The sequence below is a fragment of the Shimia sp. genome, assembly GCF_965227725.1.
GTDB lineage: Bacteria > Pseudomonadota > Alphaproteobacteria > Rhodobacterales > Rhodobacteraceae > Shimia.
Map to the genome: position 1 here is coordinate 696,287 of NZ_CBDDGH010000005.1, position 13,628 is coordinate 709,914.

At 58.4% G+C, this 13,628-nt stretch carries 13 protein-coding genes and 2 tRNA genes; 12 read left to right on the forward strand and 3 right to left on the reverse strand.

Going from position 1 to position 13,628, the window contains the following annotated elements:
• Positions 1 to 31: 31 nt before the first annotated feature.
• The 5 genes from ACO07T_RS13625 to ACO07T_RS13645 are packed head-to-tail and all read left to right on the forward strand — an operon-like array spanning position 32 to position 5,897.
• Positions 32 to 1,024, forward strand: a complete 993-nt coding sequence (locus tag ACO07T_RS13625; protein ID WP_422049861.1) for a BMP family protein — start codon at positions 32 to 34, stop codon at positions 1,022 to 1,024.
• A gap of 39 nt (positions 1,025 to 1,063) precedes the next feature.
• On the forward strand, positions 1,064 to 2,581 hold the full coding sequence (locus ACO07T_RS13630; protein WP_422049862.1) for an ABC transporter ATP-binding protein: 1,518 nt from the start codon (positions 1,064 to 1,066) through the stop codon (positions 2,579 to 2,581).
• Positions 2,578 to 3,627, forward strand: a complete 1,050-nt coding sequence (locus ACO07T_RS13635; protein ID WP_422049863.1) for an ABC transporter permease — start codon at positions 2,578 to 2,580, stop codon at positions 3,625 to 3,627. Before ACO07T_RS13630 ends, ACO07T_RS13635 begins: the two co-directional genes overlap by 4 nt.
• A gap of 25 nt (positions 3,628 to 3,652) precedes the next feature.
• Positions 3,653 to 4,594 carry an ABC transporter permease gene (locus ACO07T_RS13640; protein WP_422050510.1) on the forward strand — a complete coding sequence of 314 codons (942 nt, stop codon included), beginning with the start codon at positions 3,653 to 3,655 and terminating at the stop codon, positions 4,592 to 4,594.
• 10 nt (positions 4,595 to 4,604) lie between these two features.
• Positions 4,605 to 5,897 (forward strand): amidohydrolase family protein, encoded by a 1,293-nt coding sequence (locus ACO07T_RS13645; protein WP_422049864.1) that lies wholly within the window; start codon positions 4,605 to 4,607, stop codon positions 5,895 to 5,897.
• Between the two features lie 39 nt (positions 5,898 to 5,936).
• Here the strand turns inward: ACO07T_RS13645 and ACO07T_RS13650 are convergent, their stop codons facing one another.
• Positions 5,937 to 6,944 carry an AraC family transcriptional regulator ligand-binding domain-containing protein gene (locus tag ACO07T_RS13650; protein ID WP_422049865.1) on the reverse strand — a complete coding sequence of 336 codons (1,008 nt, stop codon included), beginning with the start codon at positions 6,942 to 6,944 and terminating at the stop codon, positions 5,937 to 5,939.
• Between the two features lie 529 nt (positions 6,945 to 7,473).
• On the opposite strand from ACO07T_RS13650, the gene ACO07T_RS13655 reads away from it, so the two are divergent.
• The 4 genes from ACO07T_RS13655 (at position 7,474) to ACO07T_RS13670 (ending at position 10,683) form a co-directional block, all read left to right on the forward strand.
• The gene (locus ACO07T_RS13655; RefSeq protein ID WP_422049866.1) at positions 7,474 to 8,472 is read left to right on the forward strand and encodes a TRAP transporter substrate-binding protein; all 999 of its coding nucleotides are present in this window, start codon (positions 7,474 to 7,476) and stop codon (positions 8,470 to 8,472) included.
• An 8-nt stretch (positions 8,473 to 8,480) separates the two neighbouring features.
• Positions 8,481 to 8,954, forward strand: a complete 474-nt coding sequence (locus ACO07T_RS13660) for a TRAP transporter small permease (protein ID WP_422049867.1) — start codon at positions 8,481 to 8,483, stop codon at positions 8,952 to 8,954.
• Position 8,955: 1 nt separating this feature from the next.
• Positions 8,956 to 10,215, forward strand: coding sequence for a TRAP transporter large permease (locus ACO07T_RS13665; RefSeq protein ID WP_209062765.1), 1,260 nt, complete (start codon positions 8,956 to 8,958; stop codon positions 10,213 to 10,215).
• Between the two features lie 111 nt (positions 10,216 to 10,326).
• Complete coding sequence (locus ACO07T_RS13670; protein ID WP_422049868.1) at positions 10,327 to 10,683, forward strand: hypothetical protein; 357 nt, start codon at positions 10,327 to 10,329, stop codon at positions 10,681 to 10,683.
• A 103-nt stretch (positions 10,684 to 10,786) separates the two neighbouring features.
• Here ACO07T_RS13670 and ACO07T_RS13675 read toward each other — a convergent pair.
• Positions 10,787 to 10,861, reverse strand: a tRNA-Asn gene (locus ACO07T_RS13675).
• Between the two features lie 274 nt (positions 10,862 to 11,135).
• Here ACO07T_RS13675 and ACO07T_RS13680 point away from each other — a divergent pair.
• The 3 genes from ACO07T_RS13680 (at position 11,136) to ACO07T_RS13690 (ending at position 13,523) form a co-directional block, all read left to right on the forward strand.
• Positions 11,136 to 11,678, forward strand: a complete 543-nt coding sequence (locus ACO07T_RS13680) for an RNA polymerase sigma factor (RefSeq protein WP_422049869.1) — start codon at positions 11,136 to 11,138, stop codon at positions 11,676 to 11,678.
• 83 nt (positions 11,679 to 11,761) lie between these two features.
• Positions 11,762 to 12,358 (forward strand): hypothetical protein, encoded by a 597-nt coding sequence (locus tag ACO07T_RS13685; protein ID WP_422049870.1) that lies wholly within the window; start codon positions 11,762 to 11,764, stop codon positions 12,356 to 12,358.
• 34 nt (positions 12,359 to 12,392) lie between these two features.
• Positions 12,393 to 13,523, forward strand: coding sequence for a S8 family serine peptidase (locus ACO07T_RS13690; protein WP_422049871.1), 1,131 nt, complete (start codon positions 12,393 to 12,395; stop codon positions 13,521 to 13,523).
• Positions 13,524 to 13,537: 14 nt separating this feature from the next.
• Here ACO07T_RS13690 and ACO07T_RS13695 read toward each other — a convergent pair.
• Positions 13,538 to 13,627 (reverse strand) — tRNA-Ser (locus ACO07T_RS13695).
• Between the last annotated feature and the right edge of the window lies 1 nt (position 13,628).

Here is a 13,628-nt window from a genome sequence, read left to right on the forward strand (position 1 = left end):
TTGTTTCACAAGCCACCAACAGGGGAAAAAGATGAGTAAAATAGGCAATTTAAACCGGCGCTTATTGCTGGCGTCGGCATTGGGCTTTGGTCTGGTCGCTGGCGCAGGTGCGGCAGTGGCAGACGCGGTCAAAGTCTCTGCGATCTACACGCTGCCCGTTGAGCAGCAATGGATCAGCCGCATTCATAAGGCGCTGAACGCGGCGGCTGAGCGTGGCGATATCGAATACACATTCTCTGAAAATGTGGCTAACTCCGACTATGAGCGCGTGATGCGGGAATATGCGGAGCAGGGCGCGCAGCTGGTTGTTGGCGAAGTCTTTGGCCTTGAGCGCGCCGCGCGCAAAGTGGCAAAGGATTATCCTGAAACCGCCTTCTTGATGGGGTCGTCCTTTGGTCCGGTCGCACCGAATTTCTCGGTGTTTGACAACTGGATCCACGAGCCGAGCTATCTCTCTGGCATGATTGCGGGCAAGGCGACCGAGAGCAATGTGATCGGCATGGTCGGCGGCTATGCGATCCCTGAGGTGAACCGCCTGATGCATGCCTTCATGGACGGTGCGCGCGAAGTGAACCCAGAGGTCAAGTTTATCGTGAACTTCATCGACAGCTGGTATGATCCACCCAAAGCCAAAGAGAGCGCCTTTGCGATGATGGATGCGGGCGCGGACGTGATGTATGCGGAGCGCTTTGGCGTGTCAGACGCGGCTGTGGAACGCGGTGTGAAGGCCGTGGGCAACGTGATCGACACCTCTGGTGACTATCCGGGCACCATTCTGGCCTCAGCCCTGTGGCACATGGAAGCCACCATCGACAAAGCCATCGCCAACGTCAAAGGCGGCAGCTTTGAGGCGGCTGACTATGGTCAATACAGCTACATGGCTTACGGCGGCGGCTCTCTGGTTCTGGATGAAGCCTTGGTGCCTGCCGAGGTGGTCGATGCTGTGCGTGCCAAGGAGACCGAGATCATGGACGGCCTGTTCCGTGTGAACGTGAACGACGCACGCCCCGTGTCTGACAACTGATGACATAGGAGGCCGGCCATCCGCCGGCCTCACACATCCATGACACAGACAATTGTTCTATCCCTCAAAGGGCTCTCCAAGCGATTTGGCTCGGTTGTGGCCAATGACGACGTGAGCCTTGATTTGCATCAGGGTGAGGTGCTGGCGCTGCTTGGTGAAAACGGCGCAGGCAAAACCACGTTGATGAATATGCTTTTCGGCCACTACTTGCCGGACAGCGGCGCCATTGATGTGCGCAACGAAATCGGCGCGATCGAGCCACTCACGCTGGGCCATCCGCAGGCAGCGCTCTCCGCGGGCATCGGCATGGTGCACCAGCACTTTACCTTGGCCGAAAACCTCAATGCGCTCGACAATATCGTGCTCGGCTCAGAGCCGCTTTGGCGGTTGCGTCGCGACAGTGCTATGGCACGCAGTAAGATCGAAAAGATCATGTCTGACACAGGCTTGCAGGTCGCTCTGGATGTGCCTGTCGGGCGGTTATCAGTGGGGGAACGGCAGCGTGTCGAGATCCTGAAGGCGCTTTACCGCGATGTGCGTATTCTGGTTCTGGACGAGCCGACCGCTGTGTTGACGCCGCAAGAGGCGGACACGCTTTTTGAGAACATCGGCGCGATGACAAAGCGCGGATTGTCTGTGATCTTTATTTCTCACAAGCTGCGCGAAGTGCTTGCGTTTTCCCATCGCATCGCAGTGCTGAGGCACGGTGTGAAGGTGGGCGAGATCGCCACCAAAGATGCGGATGAACGCAGCATCGCGCGCATGATGGTGGGCGCGGATACGCCCGAAACCCAGCGCGAGGAGATGGCGCCGGGCGCACCCATCATGACCCTGGAAAAGGTCTCAGTGACGGGCCGCTCAAAACGCGACAGCCTGACAAACGTAAGCTTTCAGGTCGCGCGCCATGAAATCCTTGGCATTGCCGGTGTGTCGGGCAACGGGCAAAGCGCGCTGGCTGGGCTGATCTCCGGTCTGAACATCCCCAGCAACGGTGTGTTTAAGATCGACGGCGAAGCGATTGCCCATGGAAACCCCTCTGCGATGATCAAAGCGGGTGTGGGGCGCATCCCCGAAGACCGCCACCATGACGGCATCGTCGGCTCCATGAGTGTGGCCGAGAACATGGTGATCGAGCGGTTGAATGATCCTGAAGTGCAGTCCGGCGGCATTCTGAAACGTGAGGCGATTGCTGAGAACGCTGCGCGTTTGACGGAAGCCTATGACGTGCGCGGCCCAGGCGTGAGCGCGCGCGCACGGCTGCTGTCTGGCGGCAATATCCAGAAGCTCATTCTGGCGCGGGTGTTTGAACAATCGCCCAAGCTCATTTTGGCCAACCAGCCGACACGCGGTCTTGATATGGGGGCGGCTGCCGAGGTGGCCCGCCGCCTGCTTGAGGCGCGCAAACAAGGGGCCGGTGTGGTGTTGATCTCCGAAGATCTGGACGAGCTGCTTGGCCTGTCGGACCGGATCATGGTGATCCACGACGGTGAGCTGATCGAAGCCTTTACAAGAGACCGAGAGGAAATCGGTCTGATGATGGCAGGAGAATACGAATGATCCGCATCGAGCCACGAAATGTGCCGTCGCGCGCGCTCACACTGGGCATTCCGGTGCTGTCAGCCTTGATAGCCTTGGCCTTAGCCGCGGTGCCGTTGATGTTTGCGGGAGCCAATGTCGGCACAGCATACGGCGAAATGTTTCGCGGGGTCTTTGGCTCCACCTTTGCTTTCACCGAAATGCTGACCCGCGCGACGCCTTTAATCTTCACCGGGCTCGCCGCTGCGCTCGCGTTCCGCGCGCGGCTCTGGAACATTGGTGCCGAAGGCCAGCTTTATCTTGGTGCCATGGCTGCGGTGGCTGTGGGCGCCGGGTTTCTTGATGTGCCCGCCATTGTGCTGGTCCCGACCATCATTCTCTGCGGCTGTGCTGCGGGAGCAGCAGGCATGGTGGCCTCCACTGCGCTGAAGACCCGCTTTGGCGCAGATGAGGTGGTGACCACTTTGCTTTTGAACTTCATCATATTGATTTTTCTGCAATATATGCTGGAAGGTCCCTTGCAGGATCCCATGGGCCTTGGCTGGCCGCAAAGCGCGCCCATTCTGGATCAAGGCATGTTGCCGCCGCTGATGGAGCGGATGCGTGTGCACAGCGGGCTGATTATCGCGCTGGTTTGTGCGGTGGTGGCGCAATTCATGCTTACCCGCTCCGTGTGGGGCTTCAAGCTGCGCGCGGTTGGTGAAAACGCGGCTGCCGCACGCCATGCAGGCATTCCCGTGAACCGCACCATGATGAGCGTCGCGATTGTCTCTGGCGCGCTGGCTGGCATGGCGGGCGTGAGCGAAGTGGCCGGTTTGAAAGGCTATCTGACCGCTGATCTGTCGCCAGGTTTTGGCTACACGGGCATTGTGGTTGCGATGCTTGCCGGTCTATCGCCGGTGGGCGTGGTGATCTCCGCTTTGTTCATTGCGTCGGTCTTTGTTGGGGCAGATTCCATGAGCCGCGCCATGGGTGTGTCGTCATATCTGGCGGATCTGGTGGTGGCGATGTCTTTGCTCTGCGTGCTGATCGGGGCTTCTTCGCCCGGTTCCGCATCGCGCGGGTGACCTCCGGCAAAGGAGAAGTCGCATGATGGATATTCTGAACATCCTGTTGAGCGAAAGCTTCTGGGCCGCCTCTCTGCGCATCGCAACCCCGCTGATCTTTGGCGTTCTTGGTGCGCTTCTTTGTGAGAAGTCCGGCGTGTTAAACCTTGGTATCGAGGGGATTTTTGTGGCTGGTGCCATGTCGGGCTGGATGGCTGTTTGGCTGGGCGCAGGTCTTTGGGGCGGGGTTTTGGTCGCCGCAGGAGCGGGGGCCTTCTTTGGCCTCATCCATGCGCTGCTGACCGTGCCATTGGGGCTCAGCCAACACGTTTCGGGCCTTGGGGTTACGCTTTTTGCAACCTCAGTGAGCTATTTCACATACCGCACCGCCTTGCCCAATGTCTCTTCACCACCACGCATCGAGCCGTTCCGCGCGCTTGATATTCCGGTGCTGTCTGACTTGCCGTTTCTGGGGCCAGTGCTGTTCCAACAAACAGCGCTGACCTGGCTCGCGCTGCTGATGGTCGTGGTCATTTGGTATGTGCTCTACCGCACGCCGCTTGGCGTTGCGATTCAGGCGGTGGGCGACAATCCGGACAGTGTCGACGCGCAGGGGCTATCTGTCTACGGCCTGCGGATTGGCGCGGTTGTGGCCGGCTCCGCGCTGATGGCGCTTGGCGGCGCGTTCCTCACCATGTCGGCCTTTGATGCTTTCTTCTTTGGCATGGTGAACGGGCGCGGCTGGATCTGCATTGCGCTTGTGATCTTCGCAAGCTGGCGGCCGGGAAAAGCCTTGCTGGGGGCCTTGCTGTTTGGGGCATTTGACGCGTTGCAGGTGCGCCTGCAAACCGAAGTTGGCGCCGTGATCCCAAGCCAGGCGTTTCTGGCCGCACCTTATGTGTTGTCCATTATTGCCCTTGTTGTGGCCGCCCGCCGCGCCGATTATCCGCGCGCGCTTCTGGCGCCATGGTTCAAAGGCCAACGTTGAGGATTGAGAGATGTTTGATCTGATTGTCAAAAACGCCACGCTGCCGGATGGGCGCAAGGGGCAGGACATCGCCGTGAAGGAAGGTGTGATTGCCGCTGTTGAGGCGGGCATCACAGCTGAGGCCAAAGAGGTGATCAACGCAGGCGGGCATCTTGTGTCGCCGCCCTTTGTGGATCCGCATTTTCACATGGACGCCACGCTGTCGCTTGGCACGCCGCGCATGAATGTCTCCGGAACACTGCTGGAAGGCATCGCGCTTTGGGGCGAGTTAAAACCGATCCAAAGCGTTGAGGACATCATCGCGCGCGCCATGCGCTATTGCGATCTGGCGGCCTCTATGGGGCTTGGCGCGATCCGCACCCATGTGGACACCTGCGATGATGAGCTCAAAGGTGTTCAGGCGCTGCTGGAGGTGCGCGAGCAGGTCAAGGACTACATTGATCTGCAGCTCGTGGCCTTCCCACAAGACGGCGTGCTACGCGACCCGAGAGCTATGGCAAACACCATTCGTGCGCTTGATATGGGTGTGGATGTGGTCGGCGGCATCCCGCATTTTGAGCGCACTATGGCCGATGGCGCAGAGTCCGTGCGTCAGCTTTGTGAGATTGCGGCAGAGCGCGGTCTGATGGTCGACATGCATTGCGACGAAAGTGACGATCCGCACAGCCGCCACATCGAAACGCTGGCCTATGAGACACAGCGGCTGGGGCTGCAGGGCAGGGTGGCTGGCTCTCACCTGACCTCCATGCACTCGATGGACAACTACTATGTGTCCAAGCTGATCCCCTTGATGGTCGAAGCAGGGGTGCACGCGATCCCCAATCCGCTGATCAACATCATGTTGCAGGGCCGTCATGACACCTATCCCAAACGCCGTGGCCAGACCCGTGTGCGCGAGCTGCGTGATGCGGGCATCACCGTGGGCTTTGGCTCTGACTGTGTGATGGACCCGTGGTATTCGCTTGGTAAGGCGGACATGCTTGATGTGGCCTTCATGGGGCTGCACGTTGGCCAACTATCGAGCCGCGAGGATATGGCCTGGTGCTTTGAGGCTGTGACCACCAACTCCGCCAAAATAATGGGGCTGGAAGGATACGGTCTGGCCCCGGGCTGTCGCGCCAATATGGTGCTCTTGCAGGCCCAAGACCCGATTGAAGCGATCCGCCTGCGGGCGCATCGTCTGGCGGTGATCCGCAGCGGTAAGGTGATTGCGCAAAACGACCTACAGGTGGCCGCGCTGTCTCTGCCCGGCCGCCCAAGCCATGTGGATCCGGCAGCCTACGCACCGTCCTCTGATAGCTAAAATCCCGCGCGCGCCGAGAGTAGATCTTGGCGCGTGGTCTTATGCAGAAATCCGGTAGGCTTTGGGGGTCTTACCGGTGCAGCGCTTAAAGGCCCGCACAAAGCTTGCGGTCTCAGAGAAGCCCAGAACACGGGCGATCTCTTCGATGCTCAGATCCGCCTCGCGCAAGTATTTCACCGCAAGTTCGGTGCGCGTCATGTCGACAATCTCGCTAAAGGTGGTTTCTTCGCGCTTCAGATGCCGACGCAGGGTGCGGCTCGTGAGGTTCATTCGGTCAGCAATCTCTTCCATGCTGGAGGACAAATAACCGCTTTGCAGCAGAGTATTGCGGACCTGAGCGGAGATGGCATTTTGTTGGCTAAGCTCGGAAAGCTCCCTTTCACACATCTGCACAACGCTCTGAAATATCACTGTGTTTCCGCGCTCAAGTGGACGCTCAAACCAATCGGATGACACATGGAACCGGTTTTGCGCGGCCCCGTACCGGATTTCTTTGGCGGCCTGCGGTGGCAAAGTGTAATCGCTGTCCTCAGGATAGCGCAACTCAATCAGGTCTGAGTGAAATCGGTCCCCGACCACATCATTGTGCAGCGCATTGAAGATGCCCATCTGCAGGTTCACGAGGAAGGTATAAAACGCCCGATCCGCATAAGCCGCGCCAAGCGGTTCTGCTTCCCATCCCTGTGCGCCGTCCTCAAAGGAAAACGCCAGTCGGGACGTCGGTGCCGCGAGGTGGTGAAACTTGCGCGCAAAAGCCACCGTCTCCAGATAGTTTGTGCTGCAAAGCACCGCATAACCGTACATGCCGTAAGCAGAAATTCGGATGTGGCTGCCGATCTCATAAGGCAAATGCGGATGCCAAAACCGTTCAGAGATATTCCTGAGGGCATGCAATATCTGCGCTGACGAGACGCGCAGAGCGCCGTCTTTCAATGCATGAGGCTCAAGCTCGGTGCCTTCAAAGACATGCGCCGTGTCGATGCCCCGTTTTTCCAATGCTGCCAAGGCCGCGTTGAGCTTGGCCGTATGGTAGATCTTGTCTTCCAAAACTGCTCCAGTACGTCCGAAAGCGCCCTATACAACAGGCGATCGTCACAGTGCTTCACATATGTCCGATTTTTCCGGTCAGGTGCAAGCCATACGACCCCGCGTTTTCCTAATGTCTTGCGTGAAAAAGGGGACTGCCCGTCAAACGAGCACCTTGGCAAAGAGCCTTTAAGGCGTGGGCGCCATTTCGCAACGCTTACCGTGCGAACGAGGCTCTGAGGTTAACCATATAACGCGCTGATTTAATTTGTGTATTTCCTTGATGTCCTAAATTGTCAAAATTCTGGCCTATGACGACATAGCATCCGATTTCGCTCTCCCGCATAAATACCGGTGGAGGACCAGGGAGGCGTCTGAAAACCGTTGGGGCAGGCCGCGCAGCATTTGTCTGCGTGATTGCATCTAGCCAACCTTAAGCATATCTGCGCTTGAGGGAGAGCTTGTTTATGATGTGATAGCAAGAGCTTGCAACGCATAACGGTTTCTCAATCTGCCTTCCTCCGATCGGATAAGAACGAGGAGTAAGCCGATGAAATTTACCAAATTCGCCACCACCTGTGCGCTCGCGTTGGGCGTTATGAGCAGCACAGCGTTTGCGGAAACCACTTTGAAACTGGCCACCGTTGCGCCGCTGTCGTCCCCATGGGGTCAGTGGGCACAAGGCGTGGCGAAAAAGATCGAAGAAGAGTCCGGCGGCGAGATGAAAATCGAAGTCATCGGCGATGCGCAGCTGGGCGACGAGCAGACAATTCTGCGCCAAGGCATGAAAGGCCGCGTCGATCTGGTGCTTGTGTCCAACATTCCGCTGTCCCTGATCGGTCAGGAGATGGATCTGGTGTCTTCGCCTTTCCTCTATGACAGCGTTGAGCAGGGCAGTTGTGTGGCCTTCAACCACCTCAGCGAAATTCTCGGCCCAAGCCTGCGCGAAGCCCGTCTGGAGCCGCTGACATGGATGGAAGTTGGCAACTATATCGTCTTCTCCAAAGACGAGGCGCGCACCCCGTCCGCTCTTGAAGGCCGCAAGGTCCGCGTGGCTGCCACCACCGCCGATGAGCTCTTCGCCCGCAAGATCGGTGCGGTTGGCGTACCAATGGGCACTTCTGACACCATCCCGGCGCTGCAGACCGGTAACGTCGAAGCCGCATTCCTGCCGGGCGTGTTTGGCATCGCGATCGGCACGCATAAAGTGGCGCCCAATGTCACCGTCAGCAACCACACCCGCCTGATTGGCACCGTCGCCGTGTCCCAGCGCAGCTACAACAAGCTGAGCGATCAGGAAAAAGAATGGCTGTCTGCCTTCACCGAAGGTGGCGCGGCGCTGTCTGCGGCAGTTCTTGGGGCCGAAGGCGCGCTCTTGGGCAAACTTGAAGGCGCAGGGCTGCCTGTCGCGCGTCTGAGCGATGAGGAAGCGGCTGAATGGCGTGCTTCTGCGGATGGTCTGCGCGAAGAACTGGCAGAGCAGCTTGGTCCGAAGGCTGTCTCCATTCTGGAGCAGATCAACGCGGCCAAAGTGGCCTGTGGTTCCTGAAGTCTATGATGTTGCTTCTACGTTTTCTGATGAAAGCAGAGGCCATTGTGGCGGCGGCGGCTTATGCCGCCACCACTTTGCTATTGCTGGCGGATGTTGTCGCGCGTGAGTTTTTCTCTCAATCCCTCTGGGGCGCCCAACAGACCGCAATTCTGTGCAGCATCCTTGCGGGTATGATCGGTTTGACGCTCGCCACGGGGCGCGGTGCGCATTTCCGGCCAGAATTTGCTGACGGTGTTCTGCGCTTCAAAGCGATTGACCGGATAGGAGATCTGATCTCGGCGGTGCTTTTTGCTGTGATTGCTTACTACGCGGTGGAGTTCGTTCTGGAATCCCGCGATTTTGGCGACCGTGTTCCGGTTGTTAATCTGATGCTCTGGCCGGTGCAGATCGTGGTGCCTTACGCGATGATCTCCTCTGCCATCAAACACGCCATATTTGCACTGAGTCCTCAGGCAAAAGACGAGCTGAGGACCGCTTGATATGGACGCTCTCATTCTGATTGGCATCGTTCTGGGCCTGTTGATCCTGCGCCAGAACGTCATTCTTATTCTTCTTGTGGTGACCGCCTATATCCAGCTGGTCTGGGCCGGAGGCGATATCCTTTATGTGGTCGAAGACCTCTGGTCCTCGATGGACAACCACGTCCTGCTAGCGATCCCGATGTATATCATCGCAGGCAAGCTGATGTCGCGCGGCTCCATTGCACGTGACCTCATCGCCATGGTGCGCGCAGCAACAGACTGGATGCCCGGTGGGCTTGGCATTGCCTCGGTGCTGTCCTGCGCGCTGTTTGCGGCCGTCTCCGGCTCCTCTGCGGCCACTTTGCTGGCAGTGGGCGTGGTGATGTATCCGGCGCTCAAAGAAGCCGGCTATACCGAGAAATTCGCTATTGGCGCGGTCACCTCGGCGGGCACACTGGGCATTCTGATCCCACCGTCGATCCCGCTGATCATCTACGGGATTGTCACCGAAACCAATGTGGCAAACCTCTTCCTCGCAGGGATCATTCCGGGCATTCTGCTGACCGCGATTTTTGCGATCTACAGCATGACCACCAACCTCGGAAACGAGCGCGGCACATTCTCTGTGGCGCGGCTGGCGGAGGCGGTGCGCAAAGGGATCTTTGCGCTGATGACCCCGGTGATCCTGCTTGGCGGCATCTACACCGGCTATTTCTCACCAACCGAGGCCGCCGCCGTGGCCGTGGGCTACGCCATCTTGGTGGAGCTGCTGGTCTATCGCGAGCTTTCGGCCAAAGATTTCTTTGACGAGGCGGTCTCCACAGCGGTGATGCTCGGCACACTTTTCCCGATTGTGGCCGTGGCCCTGTCGCTGAAATCGGTGCTGGCCATCGAAGGCATTCCTGGCGCCTTTGCGGAGTGGTTGCAAACCGTGATCTCCAGCAAGATCGCCTTCCTGCTTGCACTCAATGTGGCGCTGCTCTTGGTCGGTTGTCTGATTGACGTGGTGTCCGCAGTCCTGCTGCTTGCGCCGGTCATGCTGGCGGCGGCACAGCACTTTGGTGTGCACCCGATCCAGCTTGGCATCATCATGATCATCAACCTAGAGATCGGCCTGTTGACGCCGCCCATCGGCCTCAACCTTCTGGTAGCCTCAGGCGCCTTCAAGAAGCGCTTTGCTGAGGTCAGCCTCTCTGTGGTGCCCTTCATCCTCTTGATGCTTCTCGCGTTGATGATGGTGACGTTCATACCGGAGCTGACGCTCTATCTGATCAAATGAGTCCTCTCGGGTCAGATCGCTTTGGGCTGATCACAAGAGCCATTCCTCCCGGCGCAAATTACGCGCGCCGGGAGACCCACACCGGCAGCACGCCATTTCCCACGAAGTTTCATGTCTAAGTGCCCTTCATACCCGCAGGACGGCCAAGAAGGGGTGATCCCTGTGATGTGCGTTGTTCAGGCGGGGCAGGTGCCGAAATCAGTGGAAACCAGCCTCAAGGCCCGCATCGGTGCGCTCACCCAGCGTGTTTTTGACGCTGAGGCCGCCATTGTCTGGGTCGTGGTCCCCGAAGGCAGCGGCTTTACCGCGGCGCTGCCCTCCCGCACGGTGATCACGTCGATGCATGCCAACCGCGTCTTGGAAAGCGAAGAGCGGGCGTCGCTGCTCAAGACGCTCGGGGCGATCTGCATGGAAGAAATCGGCTGCAACGCGGAAGAGGTGGTCACTTCGGTGCGCGATCCGGAATAGGGTGCTGCTTGGTACAAAAGGCGCATCATCAGCGCTAAACGAATCTGCAAGCGCTCCTAAAAGCAAAAAAGCCCTCAGGTCGTTGAGACCTAAGGGCTTTTTATGGCTCCGGCGGTAGGGATCGAACCTACGACCAATTGATTAACAGTCAACTGCTCTACCGCTGAGCTACGCCGGAACATCTATCTCTGAGCAGGCTCAGAAGATGTGGCGGGTATAACTTTGCTTTTCGGGGACGTCCAGAGGGTCTCTGCAAGAAATGTGACTTTTCTCACAGAAGAACATTTTGATCGGCCATGTGTTGGCCATCCAACTTGAAACGGCAGCGTGGAACTCATCATCAGGACCCGAAATTCCAGCATCAGCAGCGGTTGACAGCCTCACCTTAGGTGACAGAAAATACGGGTGTTTTATTGATTGAGAGCACTGTTCCGAACCTCATGAGCTCCCCATTGCAAAATGATCTCGAAAGCGCGCTGATCGCCCGTGTGGCATCAGGTGACCAGACAGCCATGCGCGCTTTATATGAGGCGCATTCGGAAGCTGTTTGGCGCTTTGTGCGCAGCCGGTTGAGTGATGAGTTCGAAGCCAATGACATTGTCCATGAAACGATGATCACTGTGTGGCGGACCGCTGCACGTTACGAGGGCAGGGCCTCTGTCAGGTCTTGGATGCTGTCCATCGCCCGCAACAAAGTGGTCGACCACTTGCGCAAACACGGGCGGCTCGATCTGAGGGACGCGGATGACACGGTTCCGGATGAAGCCCCAATCGCCGAGGTCGTGGTGGCCGCCGCTCAGGATGCCAATCGCTTGCGTGCGTGTATCACCAAACTTGGAGAGCGCCAGCGCGCGGCGATTCACTTGTCCTACTTTGAAGAGCTGACCTACGCGGAAATCGCTGAGATCGAAGACGTGCCAGAAGGCACTATCAAATCGCGCATTTTTCACGCCAAGCAGCTTCTGATGCGCTGCCTGTCCAAAGGGGAACAGTAATTTTGAACCTTTGTGAAGCGCCAGTCGACCAATGGGCAGACGTGTCATGCGACGCGATGTGCCTAAAGTAAGCGAGAGTATCGATGAGCGATGAATGGGAACATAGGTTCAGCGAAGAAGACGTCAGCGCGTTTGTACGCGGGCAGGCGGCACCGACGCTTGTAGAAGAGATCGAACGGGAGATGGCGCACAACGACAAACTGCGCGCGGAGATCTCCCTACAGCAAGGCCTCAGACCCGCGCTTTCCGAGATTGCGACAGGCATGCCGCCGGGTGAACTTGGCTGGCGGCGTCTGGAGGTTGCGTTGGCAGATGCCCCTCAATCCAACGAAACATCCGCCCCCAAGCAGCCAGATTATTGGCGCATCGCAGCCATTGCCCTTGGCGTTGCCGTACTTATTCAGGGCGCATTCCTTATTGCGCCGTCGTTTGCACCCAATGAGTCAAGATTTCAAACAGCGTCTCAGCCCGAGGCGGCTATCGAATTGGCCATCGCGTTCGAGGCAGAGGCCAGCATCGCTGAAATTGGCACTCTTCTGGATAATGCTGGGGCGCAATTGGCGGATGGGCCGAGCGCCTTGGGGCTCTTTCGTGTGAGGTTTGAGACGCAACAAGCTCTCATTGATGGAAAAATTCTTTTGGAGAGCTCAGATATCGTTACCCTCGTGGCACGACCGTGATAGGGGTTAAACCCAAACAGGTGAGGGAATGTGCATGTCCAGACTTATCGGAGTTCTGCTCGGAGCGCTGTTGCTAACCGCATGTGTCGGCTCACGTCCCTCTACCGTCGCGCGCGCGGACGTGCGCGACACACGCGAACTCATTGTCATGGTTGCCGGCGCGCCAGATGAGCTTATCAGCAACGCCGAAAACCTTGGCTATGTCACCCGGTCGGTGCGCCCGCTTGAAGAGCTTGGCGACGTGCTGGTCGCCTTCACGATTCCCGAAGGGCTCTCCATACCCGAAGCAATTACGCAGATCGAGGAGGCCGTGCCGGGGGTCACCGCGGGGGCGCATCATGTGTATCGCCTGCAAGCCAACCCATTTACCGCATCCGGCGCCAATTACGCGAATGGTCTGATCGGATGGCGGGACGACGGCTGCCGCGCGGTGCGTCGCGTCGGCCTGATAGATAAGGCACTGCCCCAAGCGCACGAACATCTGGCCTCAGGGCGGGTTGTGCAAAACTCTTTTGTCGCTCCTCAGCCCCCTGCCAACGCCGAGCACGGCGCGCAGATGGCAAGCCTTTTGATTGGAGAGGGGCGTCTCTCAGATACGGTGCTCTTCAGCGCTGGTGTGGTGGAACAAGGCCCAGACGGAGAGACGACCGCAGGTGTCAGCGCGATGCTTGAGGCGGTGAACTGGCTTGCACAGCAGGATGTCGAAGTCGTCAACATCAGCCTCGCGGGGCCGCGTAACAAATTGCTCAACCGTGGTATGGAGCGTGCCGCCAGCGACGGCATGATCTTTGTCGCTGCGGCCGGCAATCAAGGCGCCAGCGCCCCGCCGCAGTTTCCGGCGGCCTTTCCCTATGTTGTGGCCGTAACGGCGGTAGATAGCGCACTTGAGGTTTATGATCGGGCCGTGCAGGGCGCACAGATCGATGTTGCCGCCCCCGGTGTCGACATTCTGGTGCAAGACAGCACCGGCACACGCATCCTCAGCGGCACCTCGGCCGCAACGCCCTTCGTGACAGCCTCCATTGCAGCCAACAGCGGCTGGAAAGAGCTTTCGGTCGCAGAGGTTAAAGAAGACCTACGCACGATTACCCGCGACATTGGCGCGCCGGGGCAAGACGACGTGTTTGGTCAGGGGCTAATACAAGCACCAGCGGCCTGTCGCTAGAAATGGGAAGATAATGGCGGAGAGACAGGGATTCGAACCCTGGGTCCCCGTGAAGGGACAACGGTTTTCGAGACCGCCCCGTTCGACCACTCCGGCACCTCTCCG

Bases quoted from the DNA above. Each gene is read 5' to 3' on its own strand.
- ACO07T_RS13625 (WP_422049861.1), top strand. From the start codon at position 32: ATGAGTAAAATAGGCAATTTAAACCGGCGCTTATTGCTGGCGTCGGCA.
- ACO07T_RS13630 (WP_422049862.1), top strand. From the start codon at position 1,064: ATGACACAGACAATTGTTCTATCCCTCAAAGGGCTCTCCAAGCGATTT.
- ACO07T_RS13635 (WP_422049863.1), top strand. From the start codon at position 2,578: ATGATCCGCATCGAGCCACGAAATGTGCCGTCGCGCGCGCTCACACTG.
- ACO07T_RS13640 (WP_422050510.1), top strand. From the start codon at position 3,653: ATGGATATTCTGAACATCCTGTTGAGCGAAAGCTTCTGGGCCGCCTCT.
- ACO07T_RS13645 (WP_422049864.1), top strand. From the start codon at position 4,605: ATGTTTGATCTGATTGTCAAAAACGCCACGCTGCCGGATGGGCGCAAG.
- ACO07T_RS13655 (WP_422049866.1), top strand. From the start codon at position 7,474: ATGAAATTTACCAAATTCGCCACCACCTGTGCGCTCGCGTTGGGCGTT.
- ACO07T_RS13660 (WP_422049867.1), top strand. From the start codon at position 8,481: ATGTTGCTTCTACGTTTTCTGATGAAAGCAGAGGCCATTGTGGCGGCG.
- ACO07T_RS13665 (WP_209062765.1), top strand. From the start codon at position 8,956: ATGGACGCTCTCATTCTGATTGGCATCGTTCTGGGCCTGTTGATCCTG.
- ACO07T_RS13670 (WP_422049868.1), top strand. From the start codon at position 10,327: ATGTCTAAGTGCCCTTCATACCCGCAGGACGGCCAAGAAGGGGTGATC.
- ACO07T_RS13685 (WP_422049870.1), top strand. From the start codon at position 11,762: ATGAGCGATGAATGGGAACATAGGTTCAGCGAAGAAGACGTCAGCGCG.
- ACO07T_RS13690 (WP_422049871.1), top strand. From the start codon at position 12,393: ATGTCCAGACTTATCGGAGTTCTGCTCGGAGCGCTGTTGCTAACCGCA.